Genomic DNA, 25,592 nt, shown 5'->3' on the forward strand with positions numbered 1-25,592 from the left:
GGAAAGTGGGACACGCCCGTCCGGCTTGTCCCACTTTCCCCCGGAATAGCCGCCGTTTAGCGCAACAAAGCGGGACACGCAGCCGGGGAAGTGGGACATGGTTGCGAGCCCGCCCGCGTCCGGAGCCGCGGCTAGTCTGGAGGAGTGCCCAGCCCCGTTCCCGCAGCCCTTCCCTGGGGCGCCGTCTGGGGTCAGGACGCCGCCGTCGCGTCGCTCTCCGCGGCCGCGCGCGGCGACTCCGAGGGGATGACGCACGCCTGGCTTCTCACGGGCCCGCCAGGATCGGGGCGCTCGACGCTTGCTTACGCCTTTGCCGCCGCGCTCATCGCGAACGACGAACACGACGAGGGCGCGATGCGTCAGGTGTTGGCCGGCACGCATCCCGACCTCACGGCGCTCCGCACCGAACGCGTCATCATCACGATCGACGAGGCACGAAAGCTCGTCGAGCGTGCCGCCTATTCGCCCTCTCTCGGCCGCTACCGCGTGATCGTCGTGGAAGACGCGGACCGAATGACCGAACGCACCTCCAACGTCCTGCTCAAGTCCCTCGAAGAGCCTCCCGAGCGCACCGTGTGGGTCTTGTGCGCGCCGAGCGAGGCCGACCTGCTGCCGACGATCCGCTCGCGCGTCCGTTCGGTTCGCTTGCGTGAGCCCGAGGTCGCGGACGTCGCGCGGCTCGTCGCCGAGCGGACGGGCGCATCGCCCGAGATCGCCGAGCAGGCCGCACGCCACGCGCAACGGCACATCGGCATGGCCCAGCGTCTCGCGTCCGACGAGTCCGCCCGTGCACGTCGAGACGAAACGCTCCGCGCGGTTCTGGCCGTTCGTAACGTCGGTGATGTCGTGGCGGTCGCCGCCCGCATCGTCGAGGTCGCGACCGACGATGCGAAGGCCCTCACTGCCGAGCGCGACGCGACCGAGCGCGCCGAGTTCCTCCGCACGATCGGCGTGACCGAGGGCCAGGCTGTGCCGCCGTCTGTGCGCTCGCAGCTCCACGCGCTCGACGACGACCAGAAGCGCCGGGCTACCCGGAGCCTGCGAGACGGAATCGACCGGGTGCTCACCGACCTGCAGTCGGTGTTCCGCGACATCGTGATGCTGCAGTATGGCCGCGACACCGACCTCGTGAACATCGAACTCGAGCCCGAACTGCGAGCCGCAGCATCCGCGTGGACTCCCCAACGGACGCTCGACGTGCTCGATCAGCTGCAGATGACTCGTCGTAACCTTGAACAGAATGCCGCACCGGCTCTCGCTCTGGAGAGCATGCTCGTGACCGCGGCGACCGGAAGGATCTCGTGACCCGCACCGAACACCTGGGCTTGATGCGTACCGCTGGCCCCGCACGTCACGCTCGCCGCATCATCCGTGCCTCGATTGCTCTCGTGGCCGCGTCCGTGATGTTGAGCGGATGCCTCTACGCGGCTATCCCCGAAGAGCCGACCTCGTCCGCCCCGGCGATCGAGGACCCGAGCGATCTCGACGCGTTCTACGCGCAGCAGCTCTCCTGGACGGATTGCGGCGGCTACGAGTGCACCACCGTGACGGCGCCCCTCGATTGGGAGGATCCGGTGGCGGGAACGATCGGGCTATCCGTCATCCGGTCGACTGCGACGGGGACCGAGCGGATCGGGTCGCTCTTGACCAACCCCGGCGGTCCGGGCGCGAGTGGTGTTGCCCTCGTGCGTGACTCTCTCGATTTCGCGGTCGGCTCGGCATTGCAGGAGTCGTACGACATCATCGGGTTCGACCCGCGCGGGGTGGGGGAGTCCACGGCGGTGGCGTGTTTCGACGCGGCAGACATGGACGCCTACCTGTACGACATCCCCGCCAACCCCCGTGGGTCGGCCGAGTGGGAGGCCGAGCTCACCGACCGCAACACCGCGTTCTCCGAGGCGTGCGAGGCGAACAGTCAGGGCATCCTGCCGTTCATCACGACCACGAACGCCGCGCGCGACATGGACCTGCTCCGGGGTGTGCTGGGCGATGACCAGCTGCACTACCTCGGCTATTCGTACGGCACGTTCCTCGGCGCTACATACGCCGAGCTCTACCCCGAGAACGTGGGACGGATGGTGCTGGATGGCGCGATCGATCCGTCCATCTCGGGTCTCGAGGTCGGCACCGAGCAGGCCGTCGGGTTCGAGAAAGCCCTGCGCGCGTACATGGCCGACTGTCTGACGACCCAGGAATGCCCATTCCGCGGCTCGGTCGATCAGGCCATGGCCGATCTCGGCGCGTTGCTCGCGAGCGTCGACCGCACGCCGCTGCCGGCGAGTGACGGGCGCGAGCTCGGTGCAGACAGCCTGGTCACGGCGATCATCGCCGCCCTATATTCGCAGGCGAACTGGTCGTTTCTGACCCAGGCGCTCAGCGAGACGCTGCAGGGCGACCCCGAGACGGCGTTCTATCTCGCGGACTTCTACAACGGTCGCGAGGGCGGCGCGTACATCGACAACTCGGCCGAGGCATTCCGTGCGTATAACTGCATGGACTACCCGGTAGACGGTTCGCAGGCGGATCAGGATGCATCCGATGCCCGGATCGCCGCCGAAGCCCCGACGATCGCGCCGTACTGGGCGGGCCCGGATCCGTGCGAGGTCTGGCCGTACGAGCCGACCGGAACGCGTGGCCCGATCGCGGCCGCCGGTGCGGCACCGATCCTCGTGGTCGGCACGACCGGTGATCCCGCTACCCCGTACGCCTGGTCGGTCGCGCTGGCCGAGCAGCTCGAGTCCGGAACCCTCGTGACGAACGTGGGCGAGGGGCACACGGGCTACAACAAGGGCAACGCGTGCGTGGATGATGCAGTCGAGGCGTATCTGATCGACGGCATCGTGCCGCCGGACGACCTCTGCGGCTGACGGGGCGTGCCCCGCTGCGGTTCGCGCCGCGCCGCGCCATCCTGTCGCCGAGTGCACCCCTTGTTGTCGCCGAGTGGCCCCCTTGTCGCCGAGTGCACCCCTTGTTTGCTGCGACTACGGGGTGCACTCGGCACCAACCCGCGCACTCGGCGTGTACCAAACCACACGGCCCGGCAGATCGGCAAGGGGTGTCGCGGGCATCGCGGGGGTCGAGCGCCGCGGCCAGTTCACGGGTGGACTCGGCAGCCTGTAAGATCGTTGATTGTGCATCGCGCAAGCGGCGCGCGCCACCTTAGCTCAGACGGCAGAGCGATTCACTCGTAATGAATAGGTCAAGGGTTCGATTCCCTTAGGTGGCTCCACAGAACGAGCTGGCCACACGCAGTTTTGAGCGAAGTTGTTGCCGCCTTGCCGACACGTGAGCGGCCTGTTTCGGCTGTTCCGGTACGTTCGCATGGCTTCCCGAGGTCGGCGGCATCTATACCGGATCGGCCGGGGGCTCTGTCTGGGCGGACCCACCACCGTGGTGAGTCCGCCCGTCCTCAGTGTGCGGTCAGCCGCCCGCGACGTTCGCGCGCGCCTGCTGGGCCTGGTCCTGCACGTCACCGGCCGCGGTGTGGGCCTCATCCTTGACCGCGGCAACAGAGTCTTCTGCGGACTCCTTCACGGATGCAGTCGCGGCCTGCGCCGGCTCTTTCAGATGATCTCGGACGTCCTTGGCCGCGCCGGTGACCTGGTCAACCAGGGGCTGCGCCTGCTCTTCAACAGTCGCTGCCAACTCCTTCTCCTTCGATGAAGCGGGGATCAGCGATGCGAAAAGCAGCCCCGCGCCGAAGGCGATCAGTCCGACGGCGAGCGGATTCCCTTCTGCTTTGGCGACGGCGCGGTCTTTGGCGTCGCCCATGTGGGAGCCCACGTCTGACAGGGACGATCCTGCATCCTCGGCGCTGCCCATCACGCGCTCCCGGATGGAACCGAACGCGCCGCGGACTCTGTCCACCTGCCGGTCAACGATCTTCGAGGGGGACACCTTGTCGGCTAGTGCGTCCACATCACCGCCCAGCTCTAAGCGGGTCCGCTCGATGTTGGCGCGGATCTCATCGGATGAATCGCTCATCGGTTCTCCTCATTTCTCTTCAGTGTTTCCGGTATTTCTTTCAGCGTTTCCATGGTCTGCGGGGCGCCCTGAACGGTCTTGAATTGGCTCCGGCCGACCAGAAACAGGATCAGCGCGATGACCGCCCAGATCACGGCGACCACCACTGCTGACCAACCGCCGCCGATGAGCGTTCCGAGTGCCCACCACAACGCGAGGGACAGGAAAAACACCCCCATCAGTGCGGCATAACCCCCACCTCCGACCAGCCCCGCACCTTTGGCGGATCTGGCGGCGGACTCTGTGAGTTCCGCTTTGGCGAGGGCCACCTCCTGCCGAATGAGTGTCGACATATCCCGCGATACCTCGCCGAAAAGATCCCCGAGCGACGTAGACGCCGCCTTCGCCTCCGAGGGTGTGGGATCGGTCATCACGAATCTCCCGGGACGGACGACTGCGCGGGTGCCGTTTGCGAGTAGATCGGGGTGTCGGAGACCGCTGGCGGTGTCGCCTCGGCCTCCGTTGGCGGTGCCGTGTCAGACGTCGTCAGCGCTGCCGTTGGTGTCGCAGATGCGTCTTTGTCGTCGGACGCACTCGCGGCCAGTGCCCGCGTGAGTCGACCTGCAACTGCTCCAGCGACTACCGCGATCAGGATGAACGTCCCGGGCTTGCGTCGTGCGAAACGCTTGACCTCGGTGAGGACCGCGCCCGGGTCGCGGTCACCCAGCCAGCTTGCGGCAGTAGACAGGCGAGTCGAGACCTGCTGGACGATGTCTCCGGCTAGGCCGTTACCGTCAGAACTCGAAGCCATCGAACCGAGCTCTTCGCTGACGGACCGGAGGCCCTCCGCAACTCGCTGCTGTTGGGTAGCGGCCTGGTCCGACAGCTCGCGCTGGGTCTGTGCGAACAGGTCCTTCGACTGGTACTTCGCCTCTCCGAGGACCGAGGATGCCTCCTCTTTCGCTGATCCAAGGACGTCTTTCGCTTCAGCGGAAGCGGTGTCTTTCAGATGCGCCGCTTCTCGCTTGGCCGCATCCACCTTTCCTGAGGTGTCTGCGGCTTGACCGCCCGAGCCAGCCTCGCTGGCGGTGTCATAACTTTCCGACATGAGTGCTCCTTCTCTCAGTCCGATCGTTCAGATCGGTGGAGCTTGTCTAATATCCTCACGCCACCGGGCCATGGGCCTTGCGCAGGATTCGCGGACCGTGTACATGATTCGCCCGATCGTTCGGGCGTCGCAGCAGAGCATCCCAGGCGGTTTGGGAGGGATGACTCGATGTGAGATCCGATGGAAACTGCTTGCCGAGGTGGCAGTGCGGCGGGGCGACCGTCCGGCGTCGTGTGGCGACTCTCAGAACCCGACAAGATCTCTCCCCATAGTCCGTTTGATCTGAGACGCGGCCGCCCCGCACAACCCCTCGGAGACTCGAGGGTTTCTGCAACGGACGGTATGCGGAGGCGATTCGAACAGAAGAGGGTCTTGACAATGCCGCGCACATCGGGGTTCCCCCCGAGGTGAGAAGTCAGCGGTACCGCCACCGAGGAACCACAAGTCGGGCGCAGGATACGCGCGCCAATCGCAATCGGGTAGCCCCGAGGGAAAAGCAGGGGCCCGGATCTACCGTTCCCGATATGCCGACCAGACGGCGGTGCGACGAAAGAGGGGCCTGACGGTGTTCTTTCACAAGCAGGAGATGCAATTCACGGCCAGTCCTAGCAAGCCTGACGCCATCCTCGCCCGCAGGATGCAGGAGGTGCTGGGAGGCCAGTACGGGGAAATCACGATCGCGACGCAATACGGGTTCCAGGCGTGGAACTCGCACCTTCCGGGTAAATACCGAGACCTGCTCTACGGGATCGGCTCGGAAGAATTCGGTCACGTCGAAATGCTGGCGATCATGATCGCCCAGCTCTTGGAGAAGGCACCGGTCGAGCAAAGCGAGGCAGCCGCCGCAGCGGACCCGGTGCTCGGTGCGGTCATCGGCGGGATGGACGTTCAGTCGGCAATCGTCGCCGGCGCGGGCGCCCGACCCGTCGACAGCAACGGAAACCCCTGGCAGGGCTCTTACATCACGGCGAGTGGGAACCTTCTCGCCGACTTCACCGCGAACGCGAACGGGGAGATGCAGGGCCGTCTGCAAGCCGCGCGCATCTATAACATGACGGACGACCACGGCGTGCGAGACCTCCTATCGTTTCTCATCGCGCGCGACACCATGCACCAGAACCAGTGGATCGCGGCCGCGCAGGAGCTGCGGGATGAAGGTATCGAGGACCTCCCGGTGCCCGTCAACTTCCCGCTTTCACAGGAGCAGCACGACGTCAGCTACCAGTACATCAATTTCTCGGACGGCGAAGCAGCGGCCACCGGGTCGTGGGCGGCAGGCCCCACGCCCGACGGAAAGGGCGAATTCACGTACCTCTCGGAGCCGCAGTCCAGCGTCCCGATGCCGCCTCCCACGCAACCGGACCCCCGGTTCTTCGGGACGGACACGAAGCCGAATCTGATCGACAAGGCGACCGGCGTGATCAAAGACAAGCTCAGCGAGAAGTAGGGCCACCGTCACGCGAAGAGCCGAATGACCGACGCGGGTGCGGATAGGTTTCGATTCGCGCCAGACGCTCGCCGCCGACCTCACGAGTCACGCCGGTTCGTTCGTCAGCTTCAGGTTCAGTGCATCCGCGAGCGTCTGAGCGCCCTCGGGCGGCTCCGGCACGGCGTAGAGCCCGGTCGGCGCGTTCGCCGTGTACGTCAGCGCTTCGACCCACGCCCGGTTTATCTGGGGCTGTCGGCTCCCATAAAACCTGTAAACGAGCGAAACTCCCGGGTGCACCCACACCACGGTGCGTCCGGTGCCGATGCTGGAATCGTCTTTCCACGTGAAGTGGAAAGATTCGCCTCGGCGTAGCTTGGCGCCGATGACCAGCTGAAGATGCGCAAGCAGACGATCTTCGAAATCTACCTTGATCATCGAGTCATAGATGAACTTACCCATGGGGTCCTCTCGGTGCTCGATCAGCGGGCTCCGAGGTCTGGGGGGCTACGACCCGTTCGGGTCGTTTGCCTGGTGGATTCGCTGAATGACGACCCCACCAGGCAACTGATACTCCACTGTCCCACACCCCCACGACGAATATTGGGGGTTGACAGACCATCTCCCTGGATTTGGCACCGTCGGACCTGGCGCGCGACGCTCGTGTTGCCGGAGAATATTGCGCAGGACAGCCCCGGATCGTGCCCTGCTCACCCCGGAACGCTCGGGACGCTTCGGCTCTCTGTCGACGAAGTGAATCCATGACGATCTCAGGAGTCGGAGATGGTTGAACTAACGCGGGACGCGCGCCTGAGTGCCGCCTTCGTGAAGATGGCAGACACGTTGGTGGACGAGTTCGACATCGTCGACCTTCTCGACTCCCTGGTGCATGAGTGCACGCAGCTGGTGGCTGCCGACGCAGGAGGGCTGCTGATCGCCGATAGTCACGGCGTCCTGAAGCTGATCGCTTCGACGAGCGAGGACGCGGAGTTCATGGAGATCAATCAGCTCAACGCGGGCGAAGGTCCGTCCGTGGAATCGTTCCGGACCGGACGCAGCGTGACGCTCGGCGATATCGGCGCGGGGACAGGCCGATGGTCGTCGTTCCGCGCGGCCGCCGCCGCTCTGGGTTTCCGCTCGATGCATGCCATCCCGATGCGGTTGCGCGGTCAGACCATCGGTGCGATGGGCCTGTTCCGCGTGCAAAAGGGCGAGTTGAGCGACGGAGACGCAGCGGTGGCGCGTGCTCTCGCTGATGTGGCCACGATCGGCATCCTTCAGGAGCGCTCTCTGCGAGACAGTGCTCTCCTCGCCGCCCAGTTGCAGCACGCCCTCGACAGCAGGGTAATCATCGAACAGGCAAAGGGAATCATTGCGGCACAGACAGGTCTGGGCATGCACGCAGCGTTTGACCTTCTGCGCACCTACGCGCGTACGCGTCACCTGATGTTGAGTGCTGTCGCGCAGAACGTCGCGGATCGCTCTCTGGTGCTCGAACGCTGAAGCGGACCCCACCTGCACCGAGCTGGCTCGAATCGACGGAGCATGCGACCGACGGCTTCGCAATGGCCGACGGTCAGGCGAATCTGACCCAGTTCGCGCCGCGCCCGGTCTCTGCCTGCTGGAGCAATTCGAGCGCGTCGCCCTCCACCGCGTACAGCGAGATGGTCGTCGAGCGTTCCCCGGCCGCGACGAGCAGCGACCCGTCTGGACTGATCGCGAAACCGCGGGGCTGCGGCTCGGTCTCGTGGAAGATCGTCGGCGAAGAAACGGTGCCGTCCGTGCCCACGGAAGCAGCCGCCAGCGTGCTCTCGGTGCGCTCGGATGTCCAGAGCATCGACTCAGCCCGGCCCCAGTGCAGGTCGGCGCCCCAGATGAAGTGGTTCTCGCGAGGGTCGGCGCCGAACACACTGTGTCCGAGTCCTCGTGCCGGGTCGACCACGGACGTCGCACGGCGGAACGTGAGCGCGCCGGACCCGATGTCGCGGGCGAAGTGCAGCACCTCGCCCGAGAACTCGGTGATGACGTGCACGGCGTCCCCGGCCTCATTCAGCACGAGGTGGCGCGGGCCGCTTCCCTCGGGTGCAGCGACCGTCTCGGGGTCGAGCGGCTCCAGGCCCAGTTCGTCGTCGATGGCGTACTGCGCGACGAGGTCCGCGCCGAGCGAGACGAAATAGGCGAATCGACCGTCTGTGCTGGGGAGCACCGAGTGCAGGTTGGGGAACTCGATCGTGCCGACCGGCTCACCGACCACCCCGTCATCGATGGGGCAACTGATGCCGTAGCCGCCGCTGTAGGACGCACCGAGTAGGAGGGCTCCGTCGCGGCCGAGCGCGAGGTAGTTCATCCCACCGTCGGGCAGGTCGAGCCGGCTCCGCGGGCTGAGGCGCCCGGTGCTGCGGTCGAGTTCGAGGGTCAGGATGCCGGAGGGTTCACCCGGTTTGCTGCCCTTGACCCCGGCGTACACGAGCCCGCGGGCCGAGTCGACGGCGAACGTCGAGCATCCGGTGAGTCCGTCCGTGACGGCGAGGCGTTCGAGCATGGTCCCCGCGAGGCGGAAGACGCTGATCGATCCGTCGCCCGCATTGGCTACCAGGACGAGGGGTGTGTCGGTCATTCTTCGATCGTACGCGCGGGCCCCGGACCACGCCCGCTCGAGCGGTATCGCGCCGCGGCCTAGCGGTTGCGCGCCGCGGCTTTCCGCTGCTGACGCTCGGCCTCGGCCACGGCTGCCTCTTCGGGCGTCGGAGCACTGCCGCCCAGGTGCTTCGGCTGCCACCACTGACCCGAACCCGAGAGGGGATAGGACGCCTGCGCTTCATCGAGCAGTGCCTGCATCCGTCCGCGCAGTTCTTCCGTCGCGCGCACCGGGTCATCGCTTGTCGTCACCGCGAGCGGTTCGCCGACCGCGATGCGGAGGGGCGCCTTGAACGCCTCGCGCAGGCGCGGGCGGTGGTTCTTGGTGCGTAGGAGTTGCCCGCCCCACACGACGACGGGGATGATCGGCGCGCCCGCCTCAGCGGCCATGCGCGCCGACCCCGTCTTGAGTTCTCGCACAGTGAAGGATGTGAATTTGGTCGATCCGTGTCGGCAGTTTGCGTGGGCAACGTGTCGCTCCCGGGCCGGTGGGCTGTTCGGAATCAGCACTGAGGCTCTGCCGACTTCGTATGGCAATGCTGGGTCCTACGCGTGACGATCGGGCTGGCTTGCTTCGGGTTGTACGGTCCAGCTCGGCGCGTGGTCAGTACCGATGGACTCATCGTTTTCCGCGTCGGTGCTCGTTACCTGGACGGTTCCGGCGGCGTGGTGCACCGGTGCGTATACGGTGTACAGGCGTAGCGGTTGATTGCCCGTATTGCGGACGTCGTGCCACGTTCCGGCAGGTACTTGAATTGCCCACCCATCTGAGACGGCCTGTTCGAAGTCGAGTTGGTCCTTGGCGCTGCCCATGACGGCTTGGCCTTGACCGGCGTCCACGCGCAGGAACTGGTCCGTATCCGGGTGGCATTCCAGGCCGACGGACTCGCCAACCGGGATGGTCATCAGCGTGACTTGCAGATATTTCCCGGTCCAGGCGACAGTGCGGTAGTTCTCGTTCGCTTGGGTCGCCGCCTCGATGTCGAAGGCGTGCGGGCGCGGGCCGATGTCTGTTGTATCCATGGTTGTTCTTCCTTTGTCGAGTGCCGAGGTGGAGCGATGGTGACTGATTGAAGGCAGTACATCCCGGTGGTGGCGATATGTGGGGCTTCCGCGATGCGGCTTAGATGAGGCCGGTTGTGCCGAGGAGGGTGCCGACGGCGAAGGTGGCGATCAGGGCCAAGGCCCCGCCGGCGACGACCCTGAGGGTTGCCGTCAGTGGGCGGCTGCCGCCGAGGAGGGCACCGATCGCACCGGTCCCGGCGAGGGCGATGAGTACGACGACGAAGGTCACCGGCACGCGGATGGTGTCGGGGGTCAGCAGGATGGCGAGTAGAGGAAGTATTCCTCCGATGAGGAAGGCTAGGGCCGAAGCGCCCGCTGCGTGCCAGGGGCTGACGACGTCAGCCTCATCGATGTTGAGTTCCATCGACAGGTGCGCTTTGAGGGCGTCCTTGGCCGTGAGCTCGAGGGCGACTTGCTGCGCGGTGTGTGGCGACAGCCCTCGGGCCTCGTAGAGCGCAGAGAGTTCGGCGAGTTCGCCTTCGGGATCGTCCCGCAGTTCGGTCCTTTCCTTCTCGATCAGGGCACGTTGGCTGTCGCTTTGGCTACTCACGGAGACGTACTCGCCTAGCGCCATCGAGATCGCACCGCCGACGAGAGCGGCAGACCCGGCGGCGACTATCGCGGCGGTGGAGGAACCTGCGCCGGCAACACCGACCACGATGGCGGCAACGGAAACGATTCCGTCGTTCGCGCCGAGCACCCCGGCGCGCAGCCAGTTCAGCCGGCCGGCCAGGCTTCCCGAGTGCGGCTCATCGCGCGGGACTGCGGACTCTGTCGGTGCGTGTGTCATCAGTTTTCCATGTCCCCTGACCACACGGCTGTCGCGCCGCTGTGGCCGATCAGGATGGCTTGCACTGTCGTGCCGCCGGATACCACAAGGGCGAGCACCAGGAGGGTCGCGGGGATCCATCGCATTCTTCCCTTCACCTCCGGTCGCGGCGCGACTGCGGAATCTGGCGCACGAACCGCGGCGGCCTGGGCACGCTTTTCACGGATGTTCCACCAGAGGAGTGCCGCGGCGATGAGCACGAGACCACCGACCCAGGGCAAGAGACCGTCGGCCAGTTCGGCGTGAGTTTCGATCAGCGCGTTCTCCCCGACGCGCGCTTCCAACTTTTCACCGGATTGGGTGGATAGCGGCACGAGGGCAAGTGCGAGGAGGCAGATACCCAGCGTGAGATAGCCGGCCCATCGGCGAAAACGCGGCCACGCAGCGGTGAGAATGACGAGCACGGCTGCCAGCGGGACGATGACTTCCGTGGCGTGTACGACGAGGGGATGCAGCGGGAGGCCGAAGAACGTGTCAAACATTTTGCTCCTAGGGAGGGTGGGCGACGGTTCGCTGTCCTCGCGGGTAACGCTAACCCGCGAACCCTCGAGCCACCACGGAGGGTAGCCTGCGCTTTGGTGGGAATGGCGGCCGGATCTACCAACGTCCGGAGACCTCCTTTCCCCGCAGATGGCCAAGACTTTCGGTTTGGGTAGTTGAGGTTTCCCCGAACGGTGGTTGCCGGCGATGGCGCTTGTTCGCCGCACGAACGACGGGTCTTGCGTGTTAGGTCACGGCTGACAGAATCGCCGCAGACGCTGTTGACCTCAGTTCACCCTGCGGATGTGGCCGCCGCTAGGGGCGAAGGTCCCGCGCGAACCAGGCGCACAGTCATGGCGATCGTTGTCGCACCGCTTTCTGGTGCAGCACCGGTCATGCACGGGTGGGCTGGGCCCGCTCGAGGCACTGGCGCTTCCTCGGAAATCAAAGGCGAGTCCTATGAAGTTGCTGTGGGCGGACCATTCTTAGAGCTGTCTCAGCGGCCGGGTCGGACGATTCAGATATGACCAGCCTTGCCACTAGACCCACCCGCTCGACGCCTCGCGTCGCGTCGCACGCAACACGGCCCGTGCTGTGGCGGATGGGCGCGACCACTGTCATCTGGTTGACGAGTCTGTTCGTCGTGGCGTTGTGGGTCGCGGGCGGTGGTGTAACGAGTGTCTTCGCCGTTAGCGGAGAGACATTGACGACGCTGGGCCGGCTGGCCGGCCTGGTTTCTGCAAACCTGCTGCTGTACCAGGTGCTACTGATGGCGCGGGTCCCCATTTTTGAGCGCGGTTTCGGACGTGAGGCGATCACGCGGATGCACCGGTTCGTCGGCTTTTGGTCGTTCTGGCTCCTCGCCGCACACATCGTGCTGCTTGTGGCCGGGTACTCGGTTGCCGCGAATGTGAATCCCCTCGCCCAGTTGTGGGACTTCGTGTGGAACTACCCGGGGATGTTGCTGGCAACGGCAGGCACGCTGGCGATCCTCATGGTGGTGGTGACCTCGATTCGACGCGCCCGCCGCCGCCTCCGCTACGAGTCCTGGCACCTGCTCCACCTGTACGCGTACCTCGGTGTCGGCCTGGCACTTCCGCACCAGCTGTGGACGGGGGCAGACTTTCTCTCCACGCCGGTGGCGACCGCGTACTGGTGGGCGCTGTGGGCGGCAGCTGCAGCATCTGTCCTGGTGTATCGGGTCGGCGTACCGCTGTTTCGATCGTGGCGGCACGGGATCCGTGTCAGCGGTGTCGACCTTGACGGTGCACGCGGAGTGACCGTACGCATGTCCGGCCGGGCGATGAACCGGCTGGGTGCGCGTGCCGGGCAGTTCTTCATCTGGCGCTTCCTCGACGGCCCCGGGTGGACACGCGGTCACCCGTTCTCACTCTCCAGCGCGCCGACCGGGGACCGGCTGTCGATTTCGGCGCGGTTCGCGGGGGATGGCACCCACCGACTGGCCACACTGCACCCCGGAACGCGTGTCCTCATCGAAGGACCCTACGGTCATATGACCGGTGCGTTGCGGACCGGATCGAAGCTGCTGTTGTTCGGTGCGGGAGCCGGTGTCGCCCCACTCGTCTCTCTCCTGGAGGCGGAAACGTTCCAGCCCGGCGACGCGACTCTCATCACTCGGGACTCGGATCCGGCCGACGGTCTCCGGCAGTCCGTTATCAGAGACCTGGTCGCTCACCGCGGGCTTCGACACGTCCCGTTGCCCGGGCCGCGCTCCACAGGCAGCTCACCCTGGATGCCCGCAACCCACTCTGCATGGCAGGGACCGGACCTCATCCGGCACCTGGCCCCCGACATCACGTCGTACGACGCGTACCTCTGCGGGCCCATTCCCTGGATGGCCGACCTTGAACGCGACCTCCGGCACGCCGGGCTCGCGCCCGAACGCATCCACTCCGAAGCGTTCACGATCTGACACGGAGGACCCCATGAAGAAGATCATCTACGCGCTCCTCACCACGCTCACCGGGCTGGTGCTGCTCTTCAGCTACCGGACATCTCTGGACGCCATCCCACCGACCGCGACTGAACCCGCCGTCAGCGGATCCACGACTACCGGGACCACCGCCAGCGGTGGAACTACCGGGGGCGATGCCAATCTCAACGGCAGTGCTTCCTCACCCCCGAGCCCGTCTCCGACGGCCGCGTCGTCGCTCGCTGATGGCACGTACACGGGCGATTCAACGGGCACGCGATACGGGCCCGTGCAGGTGCAGGTCACCGTCGCGGGGGGTCAGATTAGTGATGTGCAGGTGGTGGACTACCCGGACGGCAACGGTCGTGACCGTCAGATAAATCAGAACGCGATCCCGCAGCTTGTCAGCGAAACGGTGCGAGCGCAGAGCGCGCAGATCGACATGGTGTCAGGTGCGACGTACACCAGTCGCGGCTACGTGACCTCTCTGCAAAGCGCGCTCGACCAGGCGCAGAGCTGATGCGCGCCATCATCCCTCCCCGCCACGTGTGGGTCGAAGAGATCATGGGGATACCGATCAGCGTCCACGTCCGCTCCCGCGGCCCGCAACCGGCCACCGGCACCCGGCGTGCCGTGGACGCGTGCTTCAGCGAGCTCCGCGACATCGACCGTGTCTTCTCCACCTATCGGGACGACTCCGATATCAATCGGATCCGCAGGGGCGAGCTGACCATCAAGGACGCGGACCCCAGGGTTTCGCGAGTCGCCGAGCTGTGCTGTGAGGCCGAGCGCGAGACGAATGGGTTGTTCTCGGCCGACTGGCAGGGCTGGTTCGACCCGACCGGCCTAGTCAAAGGGTGGGCGGTGGAAATAGTTGCGCGCACACATCTCGCGTCGTTGGTCCCGCAGGACATCGCTGTTGGCATCAACGCGGGCGGCGACATGCAATTGTTCACCGCCCCCGACACCGACTGGCGCTGGAATGTCGCGATCGCGGACCCGTGCCACCCGGGTGAGGTAGCGGCGACCATCACTATTGAGAACGGGGCTGTCGCCACCTCAGGAGTCGCGGAACGCGGTCGGCACATCGTCGACCCGCGAACAGGCAATCCCGCAGTCACGGTAGCAAGCGCAACCGTTGTAGCCGATGGTCTCGCCCAGGCGGATCTCTGGGCGACGGCGGCGGTGGTCGCCGGCTACGCGGACCGGTCGTGGATTTCCCGCGCAGAGACTCGCACAGGCCTCATCATCGCGGCGGACGGGCGAACCTCACGTTGGCTCGGGAGAACGTGCGTTGACACGGTTGCCGTGTGATCAGGCCGCAGGCAATCGCACCAAGAAGGTCGTCCCTCTATCGGAAGTTGCTTCCACCTCGATGGACCCGCCCGCCCTGACGGCGATGTCGCGCACGAGGGAAAGGCCGAGCCCGAACCCACGCCTGCGGCCGCTGTCCGCCGAGCGGGCGAAACGGTCGAACACCCGGTCGACTGCGATCCCGGAAATGCCGCCACCTTCGTCGGCGACCCGGATGAGCGCGAACGACTCCGCGCTTCTGACGGTGATGCGAACGATTCCATCCTCGGGGGAGTGTTGGACGGCGTTGTCGACGAGAGCGACTATCGCCCTCATCAGCGTGACCGGCGGCACCCGCACCGCCACATCCTGGTCGGCATCGACGATCAGGGTCACGGATGCCTGATCGGCAAGCGCCTGCAGGGATGCGGCGGCAGCCTCCGCGGCGACAGACACGAGCGCCGGACCTGCTGCGGCGGGTGTGTTCTGCTCTGCCGATATCAAGAGGTCGTTGAGCACGTCGTTCATCATGGTCGCATCCCGACGCAAAGCCGCGAGGTTGTCCTCGATCGGCTCACCTCGCGCATGTCGACGCTGCAGGACCTGTATTCGGCTGGTCAGGGTGGTGAGTGGGGTGCGCAGCTCATGGCTGGCGTCTGCAACGAAATCTTGCTGAAGGCGGAGGGCATCACTGAGAGGTTGCACAGATCGCCGCGCTGCGAGCCACGCGACGACCGCTAAGAGCAGCACACCGACGACCCCGAGGAGGATCACAGCCGGCAATACCTTATCGATGTCGACGACGAAGTCGTCGCCAGAATGATCACCGCCTACCCCCGGGCCGTGTTCTGCCCCCTCCCGGCGAGAGGTGAGCAGGATCACCAGAACGAGGAGGCCCACACCTGCGGCGATGATGAGTGCCGACGCGACTCCTACGTACAGGCCCACGGCGCGGGACGCGCGGCGAACATAGAGGAAGTCGTTGCTCATGACGGACTCCCGGCCCGGTATCCGCGGGAACGAACGGTCTCGATCATGTCGGGAGTGGACTTACGCCGCACGTAGTGCACGTAGGTGTCGACTGAGCTCGTTGTCTCGCCATCAGGAAAGACCGCGCGGACGATCTCTTCACGACTGAACACGTGGTCGGGACTGCTGGTGAGGAGTGCGAGCAGAGCAGATTCAGTCGCCGTGAGCGAGATCCGGAAGCCGGACGGGTCGTAGAGCGCCTGCGACTCCGGGGTGAAAACCCAGTCCCCGATGCCACGCCGTTCGCCGTCTGCGCGGAATGCGCGGCGCAGGGCACGTAGCCGCGCGAGCAACTCGCCATAGTCGAACGGCTTCACCAAGTAGTCATTGGCGCCGCCATCCAACCCGGATACTCGATCGTCGATTGTTCCGAGCGCGGTCAGCATGAGAATCGGAGTTGTGATCCGGGCAGCACGGACTGACCGGATGAATTCCACGCCGTCCATCCCCGGCAGTCGACGATCCACCACCATCACGTCGTATGGACGGCCGAGCGCCTTTCGAACACCCGACTCCCCGTCCGTCGCGAGATCGACGGTATACGCGTCGGACAGCATCTCCACGGTAAGAGCGGCGATCTCTGCGTCGTCCTCGACGTAGAGAAGTGAACCCCTCTCGGTGCCCGGAGTGCGGTCCATGCGCCCCCTCCCCGAAGTGATTCTCCAGCTTAGGCGCCAGGGCATGTATCGCGACTTGTGCGGCGGCCGAAGGCTCCCACCCGCGTACCCGCATCACGCACGAGGGTCTCAGTTAAGTACAGCTTTTCAAGACATCGGCCCCCACCTTTCGCCCCGGTCGGCGTCAGCGTGATTCCGCGGCGCGAGTCGTCTCGGAAAGTTGTCTTGCCGTGATCTGTCTTACCCCGCTGCGTTGCTGGGTTTATTGAGGCACACTGGCGGTATGAGGCGTTTGGGATACACGCGAGTGAGCACGTCCAGTCAGGATGCGCAGCTGCAGCTCGACGCGCTCGTCTTAGCCGGCGTGCAAAAGCGCGACGTGTTCGCGGACGTCACGTCGGGAAGTCGGGCGGCGATCGAACGCCCCGGGATGAAGAAGCTTCTCGAGCATGCTGCCGAGGGCGACACGGTGGTCGTCTGGCGGGTTGACCGTCTCGGCCGTTCTCTGATCGACGTGCTGAACACGGTGAACCTGTTGCGCGGGCGGGGCGTGCACGTCCGATCCATCTCGGACGGGATCGACCCTGCGACATCGACCGGGCGGTTGATGTTGAACATGCTGGCCACCCTCGCGGAGTACGAGCGCGAACTGATCGTCGAGCGAGTCACCGCCGGGATAGCGGCCGCCCGACAAAACGGGACACGGTTCGGCCGCCCCGTGTCCGACCCCGCGGTGATTGCGGACAAACTTCAGCTGGCAAGGGAGGCGCGGGCGAAGGGACGCACCGCTGAGGACGCTGCCCGCCTGGTCGGGTGGAGCCGCGCCACTCTCTACCGTCACCAGCAAGCGGACGCTGCGCGCGGAAGCGCCGCGATGTAGGTGAGGCGTGGACGCCGAGGAGCGGTGGCGGGTGCTTCGACTTCATGTCGAAGACCAGGTTCCACTCGCGGCCCTCGCCCGCGACACCGGAATCAGCGCCCGCACACTGCAACGCTGGCACCGCCGCTACCTGGACGGCGGGATCTCCGGACTGGACCTGCAGCCCCGCATCGACGCAGGAACCCGGCGCACAGCTCCCGAGACCGTCGCGTTCATCGAACGGCTCGCGCTGACCAGACCACGGCCGAGCCTCGCGACGCTTCATCGGCTGACCGTTGCGGAAGCGACCCGGGAAGGTAGGCCGGTCCCCAGTTACGCGACGGTGCGAGAAGTCGTGCGCGGGCTTGATCCTGCGCTTGTGACGCTGGCGCTGGAGGGGCCGGCGTCGTACCGCGACCGGCACGAACTTGTCCTTCGCCGTCGTGCTGACCGGCCGAACCAAACCTGGCAGTCCGATCACACCGAGCTAGACATCCTCATCGTCGGCTCCGACGGGAAGCCGGATCGACCATGGCTGACGACGGTAATGGACGACTACTCTCGTGCGATCTGCGGATACACCGTCTTCACCGGGGCACCCTCGGCGCTGAACACGGCACTCGCGCTCCGTCAAGCGATCTGGCGAAAGACCGACCCGGCATGGGCCATGTGCGGTCTCCCCGACATCCTGCACGTCGACCACGGCTCTGACTTCACCAGCCACCATCTTGAGCGCACCGCGATCGCGTTGCACATCCGCATCATTCACTCGATCGTTGGCCGCCCTCAGGGTCGAGGCAAGATCGAACGATTCTTCGGCACGATCAACACCGAACTCCTCGCCACACTCCCCGGCCACCTCGGACCAGGCAGCCGCACCCCTACACCGTCGATGGATCTACCCGCGTTGGATCAAGCGATTGGGGCGTTCATCACCGTCTACAACGACCGACCGCACTCCGAGCTTGGAGTTTCGCCGAGGGACGCATGGGTCGCCGACGGCTGGCTTCCGCGGATGCCCGACAGTCTCGAGTACCTCGACACACTCCTCCTTACTGTGCCGAAGAACCGGATCGTGCAAAGAGACGGGATCCACTTCCAAGGCCAGCGCTACCTCGCTCCCACCCTCGCCCCGTTCGTGGGACACCCGATCACGATCCGGTACGACCCGCGCGACATCTCCGAGATCCGCGTCTACGACCACGACACCTTCATCTGCGTCGCCATCGACGAAGCCCACCCGAACCTCAGACTGAGTCTCCGCGACGTCGAAACCGCCCGACGAGCACGCCGACGCGAACTGCGCAAGATCATCAACGAGCGCATCCCGACTACCGCCGCCCGACCTGAACTCCGCCGCGCACCTCAGCCGGCGCGGCGGAACAGGCTGCGCACCTATGAAGAGGACGAGTGATGGGCCAGGCATTCATCGTGACCAAGGAGCACCGACGCTTCATCGAGTTCGCGAATGCCGTCCGGAAAGAGCGAACCATCGGCATCTGCCACGGCGACGCTGGCGTGGGAAAGACCCAATCCGCCCGTAGATACGCCAACTGGGACACTCTCGAGCCGTACATCGATGAGTGGGGACCGCGCAGCGATGCGGACGATGCGTTTTACGCTCTGGCCAACCGGTCCCGCACTGTCTTCTACACGCCAGAAGTTCTGCCTCGACCAAAGGAACTCGTCCGCGAGATCGGTCATTGGCAGATCAAGGTGGACATCTGCGTGGAGGAACACCAACGCACGATCGGTAACGTCACCGGCCAGCGCTCACACAAGAATTCCTTCGTCGAGCTGCTCATCATCGACGAAGCCGAACGGCTCACCCCGATGGCCCTTGAACTGCTCCGGGACCAGCACGACCGCACCCACCTCGCCATCATCCTGGTCGGCATGCCCGGCATCGACCAACGCTTCAGGCACTACCCGCAGCTGTACAGCCGGCTCGGGTTCTCCCACCACTATCGAGCGCTGGGACGCGACGAACTGCTCTTCGTCCTCGACAGACACTGGAAACGAATCGGACGCACCCTCGACCCTGAAGACTTCACCGACGCCCAGGCCATCGCCGCCATCGAACGAATCACGCGTGGCAACTTCCGGCTTCTCGAGCGCCTCTTCCCCCAGATCGCCCGGATACTCAAGATCAATCAACTCGAAGCCATCACCGACGACGTCGTCGAAGCCGCCGCAAGCATCCTCGTCATCGGCGACTAGACGACACCGAGCAATCAAAATCCGCCGCCACCAAGACCTGAACTCCACAGTGAAGGACGCACTGACCCCGGCCTCGGGAAAGACCCCCAGCAACTCGCCCCGGCGCAGGGCATCCACGGCGAGTTCGTACGCGGCGCTCCCCGCGGCCTTGTCGACCGAGATGTGGCGCATCGCTCGCAGCAGCCAGCCGACCACGGGTTTGTCGAAAGCGCCCTTCATCGCGAGAAAGCGCACGTGCCGCCGATTGTGCAGCCACGTGACCCACTCGACGAGCGCGAAATCGGCGTATCCGAAGTGCGTGATCGCGAGAACACCGGATCCGGATGCCGGGATCCGGTCGATTCCGCTGACCACCGGTTTGAGTCGCAGGATGCCGCCGAAGAGCACGCGTCCCAACCCGACAGCGAGGGAGTACACGGGTTCGCGGCCCGCTCGGCCGCTCTGCTGCGTCGTCATGGATCAACCCTGCCACCGGTTTCTGTCTGAAGCGGTGGTTGCCGCGGGATATATCGGTCACATGGTCGATGCCGTTTGTGCGTTCAGGCGTGCCCGTTGTTCGGCGATGAGCGTGAGCATCGCCGAGTTGCTCGCCGGGTCGGTGGTGTTCCCGCGAATCTGCGCGTCCAGGGCTTCGAGCTGGGCGACGAGCGCGGCATCGACCTCAGGGCTGGCGCACACGAGCGAAAGCTCGGACACGGCCTGCACGAAGCGCTTCACGACGGCGGGATGCTCGGCACCGTAGTGACGAAGAGGGGTCAGTGAGGCATCCACATCGTCCGCCGGGCGTCGGGGTATCGTGACGAGGCAGAGCTGGCCGTCGGGTCCCGCGAGCCCGGCCGGCAGTCGCGACATGGCGACGAGACGCGCGGTGATCGCGCTGAGGTGACCGATCGCGTGCACCGCGGTGGTCGGATCGTTCACGCCAGGCGATAGCGCGCGGAGGGCGATATCGAGGGTCTGCTGCACACCGAAGTCGACGTCTTGCGCCGAGGTTCGTTCGTATCCGATGGGGAATGCTTTCCGGATGGTCCGCTCGATGTCTTCTCGATCGGGATCTTCTCGACCGCCCTTTTCTCGGTCGCCCTCTTCTCGTTCGGTCCGATCGTCCCTGGACGGCCACCACCGTGCCAGTGGTGTTCCCGTCACGACGTTCTCGCCGACACGGCGGAGCTCCTGGATCACGATTCGGTGCTCGGCGGCGTACCGGACGAGCAGATCGTGGTCGTGACGCGTGATGAATCCGCTCGCATCCGCGACCGCCGTGTCGTGCGCCGGTGGGAGGGCGATCTCGCCGTCGTAGCTCGGGGTCGTGGCGTTGCGCCCATCGATCAGATCGATCGTGGCATCCGTCTCGGCATGAATCTCTTTCAGCATGGTTTCGACCCGCAGTTGCGCCGCGAGATGCGCCAGGAAGAAGACGAGCATGATGACGCTCGCGAGCGTCGATACGAATCCGAGCGTCACGGAAAGGCGTGGTACGAACTCGGCGATGTCGTCGTCTTCCGATCGCACCGTCCTCAAGACCGTGAGGGAGTAGGCGAAGGTTCCGAGGAATGCGGCGAGGGTCCAGTGCACCTGACGATCGCGCGCGAACAGCCGAAGGACGCGCGGCGATGCTTGGCTGCTCGCCAGCTGGAGCGCGACGACCGTGAGCGAGAAGGTGAGCGACGTCGCGGTGATCAGCGAACCGGCGATGGATGACAGCACGGTGCGGGCGGTCTCGGCGCCCCCATTGAACACGACGGAGTCAACCGCGGTCGGCAGTTGCGGGTCGACGATGAGGTCCAAGCGGGGGAGCACGATGCCGACGATCACCGCGGCGACGACCGTCCCGACGGGGACGGGCCAGAGTCGCGAATCGATCGCTTCCGACAGGGTTGCCCACCACCCGCGCCACGCGCTGGGGCCGGTGTCTCTCCGTGGTGCTTGAGGCATCCGCACATCCCATCGGTCGCGTTGTTCGCTGTCGCCCGACGTCGCATCCTCGCAACGACGGTCCTCACAACCTTCGCACGACGACGATCAACTCAGGTGATTCGCCGGAGTGCTTCGGCCACCCAGCGGGCGTAGGACCGCCAGGGGTCCGGGTACGTGAGAGCCGCTGCCGGGGGCGAGTGGAGGTGCCGATCTTGATGCGGTCGGCGTATCGCAGGTAGTAGACGACCTCGACCCGAGGCCGTTCCAGGTCGGAGTCGATGACGTCGCCGACGCGCCAACTGCAGAGCGCACAGCTCAGCCATCCGTCCTGGCGCTCGCCCTCCGCGCCCCCGCAGAGCGCACACGGGTCAGCGAGGGGGACGACGGCTGGCACCCGAGAACGCTACGACGAACCAGGGACACCCCGGCTCGCGCGACGAGGATCGGCAAAAACGACAAGCCGCGGACGAAAAAGCAACCCCCTTTCGCACCGGGCCTTGGTGCTGCATGATCTGAGCTGCTCAATTACTGCTCGAAAGGCAATACACACATGCTCGGACTCATTATCAGCATCATCGTCATCGGACTGATCGCGGGTGCGCTCGCGCGCCTGATCGTGCCCGGCAAGCAGAGCATGGGCATCGGTATGACCATCCTCCTCGGCATCATCGGCTCGTTCGTCGGCGGATTCCTCGGGTTCTTGCTGTTCGGTGCCGACGCCCAGGACGGCTTCTTCCAGCCCGCCGGCATCATCGGTGCGCTCATCGGCTCGATCATCGTTCTGCTGCTGTGGGGCGCCTTCTCCGGTCGTCGGTCGCGCCGCAGCTGAGCGCGCGTATGACGGGGGATATCGCATCCGACCCGGGACTGGCCAGTGATGGCCGTCGCGGTGGGGCGGATGCTCCACGGGCACACGCCGGCCTGCGGGGGAACACCCTGCAGGTCGGTGACGTGCTCGCGGAGAGGTATCGAATCGACGAGTTCGTGGGCGCAGGCGGGATGGCGTCCGTCTTCCGTGCCACCGATCAAGCGCTCGGTCGCACGGTCGCGATCAAGTTGTTCACTCCGGGCACGGCGGGCCGCGGAGACGAGGCGCGGCAGGTATCCGAAACGCGGCTGCTTGCATCGCTGAGCCATCACGCGCTGGTCACCCTCTTCGAGGCGCATCTCCCGGAGCGCGGCGACGCGTTCCTCGTGATGGAGTACATCGATGGAGGAACGCTCGACTCGCGCCTTCTCGGCGGGGCGATCAGCGACGAGGATGCCGCCTCTCTCGCGCGCGAACTGGGTGAGGCTCTGCACGTCGTGCACGGTGCCGGGATCATCCATCGAGACGTCAAACCGTCGAATATTCTGCTGCGCCCGTCGTTGACTCCGAAAAGCACCCTCCGCCCGACCCTCGCCGATTTCGGCATCGCCTACCTCGTCGATACGACCCGCCTCACCGCGCCCGGGACCGCCATCGGCACGGCCGCGTACCTCGCGCCCGAGCAGGTGCGGGGCGCCGCGCCGACGACGGCGTCGGACATCTATTCGCTGGGCCTGGTTCTGATCGAGGCGCTGACCGGCCGCCGCGCGTTCGCGCAGCAGACCCCGGTGGAGGCCATCGCCGCGCGGCTCTCGATGCAGCCCGAGATTCCCGTCTCCCTCGGTCCTGCTTGGTGTGCGTTGCTGACCGGCATGACTGCACGCGACCCCGAACAGCGCCCCACCGCGCTCGAGGTGGCAACGCGGGCGCGCTCGCTCGATACCGCGCCGAGTGATCCGGCCGTGACCGCCCTTGCCGTCGACGAGGGCGGCGGGGGTGACGCGGCCGAGGCATCCGTCGCGCCTGCCTCGTCGATGGGCTTGGTGCCGCCCGCACCGACCGCGATGCTCCCGACCGAAGCGCTGACAGATGTCTCGGCACCACCGCACGAGCCCGCACCCGTCGACACCCGTGGGAACGCGGGACGGAACAGCTCGCCCGCACGTTCGCGCCGTGTGCGTCTGGGGCTGCTCGCGCTCGTGGCGTTGCTGGTTGCGGGCGTGCTCGCCGCCGTGCTCTGGACCGCGAACCTGCCGTCCGAGCCAGCGCAGCCGGATCTGCCGCAGGTGGGCGAGCCCCTCGACACGCATCTGCAGGATCTTCTCGACGGGGTGACACCATGAGGCGCCGGGCGGGATTGCTCGCCCCGGCGCTCGCTTGCATGCTCGTGTTCAGCGGGTGCGCGCAGTCGGACAGCGACCTGACCGCGGAGTCCGCCGCACAGCTCCAGTCGCTCGTGGTATCGGTGGCGGAGACCGCCGCGACGGGCGCCTATGCCGCGGCGACGGCCGAACTCGATGCACTTCAGGCGGCGCTTGACGCCGCGCGGGGCCAGGGTGACGTGACCGACGAGCGGGCCGCGACGATCCAGGCGGCGATCGATGCGGTGCGCGCCGACCTCGTGCAAGCGGCAGAATCTGCAACGCCGAGCGCGCCCGCCGAGGAGCCCGTCGAGGCGCCGGCTCCGGTGGCGCCGGAGGCGCCGGACGTTCCTGATTCGGATGATGGCGACGGTGACGAGGGCAACCGGGGCAATGGGAACGACGGCAACAACGGCAACGGCAGGGACGGCAACGGCACGGACGGGAACAGCGGGAATGGGAACCGAAACGGCGGAGGCCGGGGCAACGGCTAGCTCCCGCGGCGTCACGGCGTGAAGATGGGAGATTTCTCATCTTCGCTGGCCTAATTCCGGCCGTTTTTGGCTGCTTTTCGGGGCGTGGATGTCGGTGGTCATCCGTAGAGTTTCGAACATGCATTCGATGGTTCGTGGGGTTGACGCCAAGGCTCGGGACTTCGCAGACCGGTGCGCTGAGGCGATGCGTGTGGCCGAGCAAGGACAGGCCGCACTGGCCCGCATTTTCGCGGAGGCAGCCGCGGAGGGGATGCACCGGGTCGCGGAACTCGCCTCGCCCTCGTCGCGTGAGGCGGAACTGCCTTTTCGTTCATTGGCGGCGGAACTGGGGGCCGCGACGAACATGTCCGACCGGACGGTGCAACGCCGCATGAACGATGCCGCGGTGCTGGAGGAGTCGTTCCCAGCCACGTTCGACGCGTGGGATGAAGGACGGGTCAGCGGCGGGCATGTCGCGGTGATCATGGAACACGGCCTACCACTCACGGATCCTGACGCGCGGGCCGTGTTCGAACGTGAAGCGCTGGTCCGGGCTGAAGGGACAACGCCGGGACGCCTCGGGGCGTCGCTCGCGCGGCTTGCGGAGTCCCTGCAGCCGCGCCCGCTCGCGGAACGGCACCAAGAGGCGCGCGCGTCGCGAGGTGCGTGTGTTCGGGACATCGGGGATGGGATGGCGGAGTTCAGCACCATCCAACCCGCCGTCCTCGCGCACGCGATGCACGACCGGATCACGCAGCAGGCCCAGGCGATCAAGAACGCCGACCCCACGGATGTGCGGACCCTGGATCAGATCCGCGCCGACCTCGTCGCTGACATGCTCCTCACCACCACACCCGACGCGCAGACCGGTGCGGGAATGTCGGACGGGTTCGGTGGACTCGGGTCGATCCAAGCGATCGTGAACGTCACCATCCCCGCCCTCGCGTTGGCGGGCGTCACGGATGAGCCCGCCGACCTGGTCGGGCGGTGCCCGATCGACCCGGCTACGGCCCGCCAGCTCGCAGGGCACGCGGCCGGGTGGGATCGGGTCCTCGCCGACCCGATCACGGGATGTGTTCTCGCGGTGGACCGATATACCCCGTCGGCGGATATGAAACGGTTCCTGCGGGCGAGGGATCAGCACTGCCGGTTCCCCGGATGCCGACAACCCGCCCACCGGTGCGATCGGGACCACACCCTCGACTACGCCCTCGGTGGAGAAACCGACGTCTGCAACCTCGCCTGTCTCTGCAAACGCCACCACACCCTCAAAGGCGAAACCGCGTGGACCGTCCGACAACTCGGCGGCGGAATCCTGGAATGGACCTCACCCGGTGGCCACGTTTACATCGACAAACCACCGCCCGCGCTGGTCATCTTCACGCCCTCTTCAGACCCACCGCCGTTCTGAGGCACCCCGGTCCCTGAGTCCCCGGCCACTGAGACGCCGGTCACTGAGATCCCGGTCACTGAGATCCCGGTCACTGAGCCTGTCGAAGTGACCCGCTGTGCCTTGCCCTCCCGCCACGGGTCGCTCCTGTGCGCCCTTCGACATGCTCAGGGAGCGCTGCCCC

General features: G+C 66.0%; 27 protein-coding genes, 1 tRNA gene and 1 pseudogene. 15 read left to right on the top strand and 14 right to left on the bottom strand.

The genetic code is table 11. The annotated features are described in order from the left end of the window. Nucleotides 1–144 precede the first annotated feature (144 nt). The 3 genes from ACXZ1E_RS13260 (at nt 145) to ACXZ1E_RS13270 (ending at nt 3,229) form a co-directional block, all read left to right on the top strand. Nucleotides 145–1,305 carry a DNA polymerase III subunit delta' gene (locus tag ACXZ1E_RS13260; protein ID WP_458040939.1) on the top strand — a complete coding sequence of 387 codons (1,161 nt, stop codon included), beginning with the start codon at nt 145–147 and terminating at the stop codon, nt 1,303–1,305. Next, entirely contained in the window at nt 1,302–2,867 is a 1,566-nt protein-coding gene (locus ACXZ1E_RS13265; protein ID WP_458351965.1) for an alpha/beta hydrolase, read from the top strand. Before ACXZ1E_RS13260 ends, ACXZ1E_RS13265 begins: the two co-directional genes overlap by 4 nt. A gap of 286 nt (nt 2,868–3,153) precedes the next feature. Continuing rightward, a tRNA-Thr gene (locus tag ACXZ1E_RS13270) sits at nt 3,154–3,229 on the top strand. 191 nt (nt 3,230–3,420) lie between these two features. Here the strand turns inward: ACXZ1E_RS13270 and ACXZ1E_RS13275 are convergent. The 3 genes from ACXZ1E_RS13275 to ACXZ1E_RS13285 are packed head-to-tail and all read right to left on the bottom strand — an operon-like array spanning nt 3,421 to nt 5,071. Then, on the bottom strand, nt 3,421–3,984 hold the full coding sequence (locus ACXZ1E_RS13275) for a DUF3618 domain-containing protein (RefSeq protein WP_458040940.1): 564 nt from the start codon (nt 3,982–3,984) through the stop codon (nt 3,421–3,423). Then, nucleotides 3,981–4,394 (bottom strand): phage holin family protein, encoded by a 414-nt coding sequence (locus ACXZ1E_RS13280; RefSeq protein ID WP_458040941.1) that lies wholly within the window; start codon nt 4,392–4,394, stop codon nt 3,981–3,983. The genes ACXZ1E_RS13275 and ACXZ1E_RS13280 overlap by 4 nt, the downstream gene beginning before the upstream one ends. Further along, nucleotides 4,394–5,071: a hypothetical protein gene (locus ACXZ1E_RS13285; protein ID WP_458040942.1), complete on the bottom strand. Its 678-nt coding sequence runs from the start codon at nt 5,069–5,071 to the stop codon at nt 4,394–4,396. Before ACXZ1E_RS13285 ends, ACXZ1E_RS13280 begins: the two co-directional genes overlap by 1 nt. A 565-nt stretch (nt 5,072–5,636) precedes the next feature. Between ACXZ1E_RS13285 and ACXZ1E_RS13290 the strand changes: the two genes are divergently transcribed. Then, the gene (locus ACXZ1E_RS13290) at nt 5,637–6,518 is read left to right on the top strand and encodes a manganese catalase (protein ID WP_458040943.1); all 882 of its coding nucleotides are present in this window, start codon (nt 5,637–5,639) and stop codon (nt 6,516–6,518) included. Between the two features lie 87 nt (nt 6,519–6,605). Here ACXZ1E_RS13290 and ACXZ1E_RS13295 read toward each other — a convergent pair whose 3' ends face one another. Then, nucleotides 6,606–6,959: a DUF7882 family protein gene (locus ACXZ1E_RS13295; RefSeq protein WP_458040944.1), complete on the bottom strand. Its 354-nt coding sequence runs from the start codon at nt 6,957–6,959 to the stop codon at nt 6,606–6,608. A 321-nt stretch (nt 6,960–7,280) separates the two neighbouring features. Here ACXZ1E_RS13295 and ACXZ1E_RS13300 point away from each other — a divergent pair, with 321 nt between their 5' ends. Continuing rightward, on the top strand, nt 7,281–8,000 hold the full coding sequence (locus ACXZ1E_RS13300; protein WP_458040945.1) for a GAF and ANTAR domain-containing protein: 720 nt from the start codon (nt 7,281–7,283) through the stop codon (nt 7,998–8,000). Nucleotides 8,001–8,073: 73 nt separating this feature from the next. Here ACXZ1E_RS13300 and ACXZ1E_RS13305 read toward each other — a convergent pair whose 3' ends face one another. The 5 genes from ACXZ1E_RS13305 to ACXZ1E_RS13325 all read right to left on the bottom strand — a co-directional run bounded on the left by ACXZ1E_RS13305 (nt 8,074) and on the right by ACXZ1E_RS13325 (nt 11,510). Continuing rightward, the gene (locus tag ACXZ1E_RS13305; protein ID WP_458040946.1) at nt 8,074–9,114 is read right to left on the bottom strand and encodes a lactonase family protein; all 1,041 of its coding nucleotides are present in this window, start codon (nt 9,112–9,114) and stop codon (nt 8,074–8,076) included. A 59-nt stretch (nt 9,115–9,173) separates the two neighbouring features. Next, the gene (locus ACXZ1E_RS13310; protein WP_458040947.1) at nt 9,174–9,554 is read right to left on the bottom strand and encodes a lysophospholipid acyltransferase family protein; all 381 of its coding nucleotides are present in this window, start codon (nt 9,552–9,554) and stop codon (nt 9,174–9,176) included. Nucleotides 9,555–9,680: 126 nt separating this feature from the next. Continuing rightward, nucleotides 9,681–10,157 (bottom strand): cupin domain-containing protein, encoded by a 477-nt coding sequence (locus ACXZ1E_RS13315; RefSeq protein ID WP_128217837.1) that lies wholly within the window; start codon nt 10,155–10,157, stop codon nt 9,681–9,683. Between the two features lie 100 nt (nt 10,158–10,257). Further along, nucleotides 10,258–10,989 carry a VIT1/CCC1 transporter family protein gene (locus ACXZ1E_RS13320; protein ID WP_128217838.1) on the bottom strand — a complete coding sequence of 244 codons (732 nt, stop codon included), beginning with the start codon at nt 10,987–10,989 and terminating at the stop codon, nt 10,258–10,260. Next, nucleotides 10,989–11,510 carry a DUF2231 domain-containing protein gene (locus ACXZ1E_RS13325; RefSeq protein WP_128217839.1) on the bottom strand — a complete coding sequence of 174 codons (522 nt, stop codon included), beginning with the start codon at nt 11,508–11,510 and terminating at the stop codon, nt 10,989–10,991. The genes ACXZ1E_RS13320 and ACXZ1E_RS13325 overlap by 1 nt, the downstream gene beginning before the upstream one ends. Nucleotides 11,511–12,031: 521 nt before the next feature. Between ACXZ1E_RS13325 and ACXZ1E_RS13330 the strand changes: the two genes are divergently transcribed. Genes ACXZ1E_RS13330 through ACXZ1E_RS13340 form a run of 3 tightly spaced genes read left to right on the top strand, consistent with a single transcriptional unit; the run spans nt 12,032 to nt 14,755 of the window. Next, the gene (locus ACXZ1E_RS13330) at nt 12,032–13,441 is read left to right on the top strand and encodes a ferredoxin reductase family protein (RefSeq protein ID WP_359921008.1); all 1,410 of its coding nucleotides are present in this window, start codon (nt 12,032–12,034) and stop codon (nt 13,439–13,441) included. Nucleotides 13,442–13,454: 13 nt separating this feature from the next. Beyond that, nucleotides 13,455–13,961 carry an FMN-binding protein gene (locus ACXZ1E_RS13335; protein ID WP_128217840.1) on the top strand — a complete coding sequence of 169 codons (507 nt, stop codon included), beginning with the start codon at nt 13,455–13,457 and terminating at the stop codon, nt 13,959–13,961. Then, the gene (locus ACXZ1E_RS13340; protein WP_128217841.1) at nt 13,961–14,755 is read left to right on the top strand and encodes an FAD:protein FMN transferase; all 795 of its coding nucleotides are present in this window, start codon (nt 13,961–13,963) and stop codon (nt 14,753–14,755) included. Before ACXZ1E_RS13335 ends, ACXZ1E_RS13340 begins: the two co-directional genes overlap by 1 nt. Here the strand turns inward: ACXZ1E_RS13340 and ACXZ1E_RS13345 are convergent, their stop codons facing one another. Then, the gene (locus ACXZ1E_RS13345) at nt 14,756–15,724 is read right to left on the bottom strand and encodes a sensor histidine kinase (protein WP_128217842.1); all 969 of its coding nucleotides are present in this window, start codon (nt 15,722–15,724) and stop codon (nt 14,756–14,758) included. After that, complete coding sequence (locus ACXZ1E_RS13350) at nt 15,721–16,401, bottom strand: response regulator transcription factor (protein WP_292903264.1); 681 nt, start codon at nt 16,399–16,401, stop codon at nt 15,721–15,723. The genes ACXZ1E_RS13345 and ACXZ1E_RS13350 overlap by 4 nt, the downstream gene beginning before the upstream one ends. 262 nt (nt 16,402–16,663) lie before the next feature. Between ACXZ1E_RS13350 and ACXZ1E_RS13355 the strand changes: the two genes are divergently transcribed. The 3 genes from ACXZ1E_RS13355 to ACXZ1E_RS13365 are packed head-to-tail and all read left to right on the top strand — an operon-like array spanning nt 16,664 to nt 19,459. Next, on the top strand, nt 16,664–17,260 hold the full coding sequence (locus ACXZ1E_RS13355) for a recombinase family protein (protein WP_458040948.1): 597 nt from the start codon (nt 16,664–16,666) through the stop codon (nt 17,258–17,260). A 7-nt stretch (nt 17,261–17,267) separates the two neighbouring features. Beyond that, nucleotides 17,268–18,653, top strand: a complete 1,386-nt coding sequence (locus ACXZ1E_RS13360) for a Mu transposase C-terminal domain-containing protein (protein ID WP_128217844.1) — start codon at nt 17,268–17,270, stop codon at nt 18,651–18,653. After that, a complete protein-coding gene (locus tag ACXZ1E_RS13365; RefSeq protein ID WP_138173519.1) occupies nt 18,653–19,459 on the top strand; it encodes an AAA family ATPase in 807 nt (268 codons plus the stop codon). Before ACXZ1E_RS13360 ends, ACXZ1E_RS13365 begins: the two co-directional genes overlap by 1 nt. Nucleotides 19,460–19,522: 63 nt before the next feature. On the opposite strand, the pseudogene ACXZ1E_RS13370 reads toward ACXZ1E_RS13365, so the two are convergent. From ACXZ1E_RS13370 to ACXZ1E_RS13380, 3 genes and pseudogenes are all read right to left on the bottom strand, one after another. Beyond that, nucleotides 19,523–19,915, bottom strand: a pseudogene (locus ACXZ1E_RS13370) (lysophospholipid acyltransferase family protein); the annotation flags it as partial. 57 nt (nt 19,916–19,972) lie between these two features. After that, nucleotides 19,973–21,394 (bottom strand): DUF2254 domain-containing protein, encoded by a 1,422-nt coding sequence (locus ACXZ1E_RS13375; RefSeq protein WP_458040949.1) that lies wholly within the window; start codon nt 21,392–21,394, stop codon nt 19,973–19,975. 64 nt (nt 21,395–21,458) lie between these two features. Continuing rightward, nucleotides 21,459–21,770 carry a hypothetical protein gene (locus ACXZ1E_RS13380; RefSeq protein WP_458040950.1) on the bottom strand — a complete coding sequence of 104 codons (312 nt, stop codon included), beginning with the start codon at nt 21,768–21,770 and terminating at the stop codon, nt 21,459–21,461. Nucleotides 21,771–21,926: 156 nt separating this feature from the next. Here ACXZ1E_RS13380 and ACXZ1E_RS13385 point away from each other — a divergent pair, with 156 nt between their 5' ends. From ACXZ1E_RS13385 to ACXZ1E_RS13400, 4 genes are all read left to right on the top strand, one after another. After that, nucleotides 21,927–22,205 carry a GlsB/YeaQ/YmgE family stress response membrane protein gene (locus tag ACXZ1E_RS13385; RefSeq protein ID WP_458040951.1) on the top strand — a complete coding sequence of 93 codons (279 nt, stop codon included), beginning with the start codon at nt 21,927–21,929 and terminating at the stop codon, nt 22,203–22,205. A gap of 8 nt (nt 22,206–22,213) precedes the next feature. After that, nucleotides 22,214–23,527 carry a serine/threonine-protein kinase gene (locus ACXZ1E_RS13390; protein WP_458040952.1) on the top strand — a complete coding sequence of 438 codons (1,314 nt, stop codon included), beginning with the start codon at nt 22,214–22,216 and terminating at the stop codon, nt 23,525–23,527. A 38-nt stretch (nt 23,528–23,565) separates the two neighbouring features. After that, nucleotides 23,566–24,039 carry a hypothetical protein gene (locus ACXZ1E_RS13395; protein WP_458040953.1) on the top strand — a complete coding sequence of 158 codons (474 nt, stop codon included), beginning with the start codon at nt 23,566–23,568 and terminating at the stop codon, nt 24,037–24,039. Between the two features lie 118 nt (nt 24,040–24,157). After that, entirely contained in the window at nt 24,158–25,429 is a 1,272-nt protein-coding gene (locus ACXZ1E_RS13400; RefSeq protein ID WP_458040954.1) for a DUF222 domain-containing protein, read from the top strand. Nucleotides 25,430–25,592: the final 163 nt, after the last annotated feature.

Source organism: Pacificispira sp. HM-600, assembly GCF_977993705.1.